Genomic DNA, 1,799 nt, shown 5'->3' with positions numbered 1-1,799 from the left:
GTGCCCAGAACAGGACTCGAACCTGCATGCCTCTCGACACACGCACCTGAAACGTGCGCGTCTACCAATTCCGCCACCTGGGCATTAGGTAATTGCAATCTATGTACTTGAGCGGAAAACGAGACTCGAACTCGCGACCCTAACCTTGGCAAGGTTATGCTCTACCAACTGAGCTATTTCCGCGTTTGCGGTTGCAAAGGTAGATATTTTCTCCAAACCTGCAAACATTCTACTTATTTTTTTCGCGAAGAAAAATACACATTTACCATACGAAAGCGGCAGGCTTTTGATTATCAACTCATTCTGTCGCGATAATCCTCGTAAGAAAATTGCTTGAAAATATCAGCTTTCCTCTCTTTGGTCCACATAGCAATAGCAGGATGGTGAATTCCATTGAACATATTTGTTTTCACCATGGTATAATGTATCATGTCTTCGAAAACAATACGCTCTCCGATTTGCAATTCATGGTCGAAGCTCCAGTCGCCCATATAGTCACCACTCAAACATGAATTTCCACCCAGGCGATACACATGACAACCACCATTATTTCCTATTTCAGCACCACGTACGGCAGGCTGGTAAGGCATTTCAAGACAGTCGGGCATATGACAGGTAAAACTCACATTAAGAATGGCAGTACGGATACCACGACTTACTACAATATCTACTACTTCAGAAACCAATACGCCGGTTTGCCAAGTAAAGGCAGAACCTGGTTCAAGGATAATACGCAAATGAGGATAACGAGCACGCAAATCTTTCAGCAGTTGAATAAGATGCTCCACGTCATAATCTTTACGCGTCATCAGATGACCACCTCCCAGATTCAACCACTTGATTTGCGGAAACCAGCGAGAGAATTTTTCTTCCAAATGTTTTAATGTCCGTTCCAGTTCATAAGATGAAGATTCGCAATGACAATGACAATGGAAACCTTCAATACCTTGCGGCAGCACCTCAGTCAATAAATCCGCCGTCATACCGAAACGGGTGCCGGGAGCACAGGGATTATAAAGTTCCGTTTCCACTTCGGAATATTCCGGATTGATGCGAATACCGCAAGAAATGCCACTTCCCTCTTTCACTACCTCTGGATAAAAACGACAGAACTGCGACAAAGAATTAAAAGTTATATGACTACTACAACGCATGATTTCAGGAAAATCAGCTTCCGTATAAGCGGGAGAATAAGTATGTGCCTTACTACCGAATTCTTCCAGTGCCAGACGTGCCTCGTAAACAGAACTTGCTGTAGAATGCTCTATGTACTCCCTAAATATAGGAAACGAGCGCCACATAGCAAAAGACTTAAATGCCAGAATGATCTCTACTCCGGCACGGTCAGCAACACTTTTTATGAGAGTGAGGTTCTTTCTCAACAATTCTTCATCCATGATATAGCACGGAGAAGGAAAATAATTGAAATCTATCATATTTTCTTTTTTAACCAATGATCTTAAAACGGGCAAAGCGCAATAAAAGTTGTTTGTCGCCCGCATTTTTGAAGTGAATGGTAGCTTTGGCATTATCGCCCTGACCTTCCACTTTCATCACTTCTCCCAGACCGAAACGTTCATGCTCGATCAGTTGTCCCGGCTGCACAGCCATTACAGAAGCAGAAGTGGGTGTAGAAGAAGAGGTTGCCGGAGTCACCCGTTTCAGATTGCGCGGAACGCTTGGAGCTATAATCTGCTGTTTGGAACGCTGCGGAGTTTCTTTTTCCGTATTATACAATGATTCACGAACATGAGGTGAGCGAGAGAAACCGCCGCTATGTTCCCTACGGAAAGATCCGG

General features: G+C 44.0%; 1 protein-coding gene, 2 tRNA genes and 1 pseudogene. All 4 read right to left on the bottom strand.

Features of this window, described 5'->3' with window-relative positions; all coding sequences use genetic code 11:
* Window position 1: 1 nt before the first annotated feature.
* Window positions 2–83: transfer RNA gene (locus BACCELL_RS19800), tRNA-Leu, on the bottom strand.
* Between the two features lie 27 nt (window positions 84–110).
* Window positions 111–183, bottom strand: a tRNA-Gly gene (locus tag BACCELL_RS19795).
* A 110-nt stretch (window positions 184–293) separates the two neighbouring features.
* A complete protein-coding gene (gene nspC / locus BACCELL_RS19790; protein WP_044154146.1) occupies window positions 294–1,436 on the bottom strand; it encodes a carboxynorspermidine decarboxylase in 1,143 nt (380 codons plus the stop codon).
* A gap of 10 nt (window positions 1,437–1,446) precedes the next feature.
* A pseudogene (locus BACCELL_RS19785) lies at window positions 1,447–1,799 on the bottom strand (ATP-dependent DNA helicase); the annotation flags it as partial.

The organism is Bacteroides cellulosilyticus DSM 14838, assembly GCF_000158035.1.
Taxonomy (GTDB): domain Bacteria; phylum Bacteroidota; class Bacteroidia; order Bacteroidales; family Bacteroidaceae; genus Bacteroides; species Bacteroides cellulosilyticus.
The sequence above is the reverse complement of the archived record's forward strand: the minus strand, read 5'-3'. Positions and strand labels throughout refer to the sequence as shown.

What these genes read in the sequence shown, in the direction of transcription:
- nspC (WP_044154146.1), bottom strand. Translation starts at nt 1,436, where the DNA reads ATGATAGATTTCAATTATTTTCCTTCTCCGTGCTATATCATGGATGAA.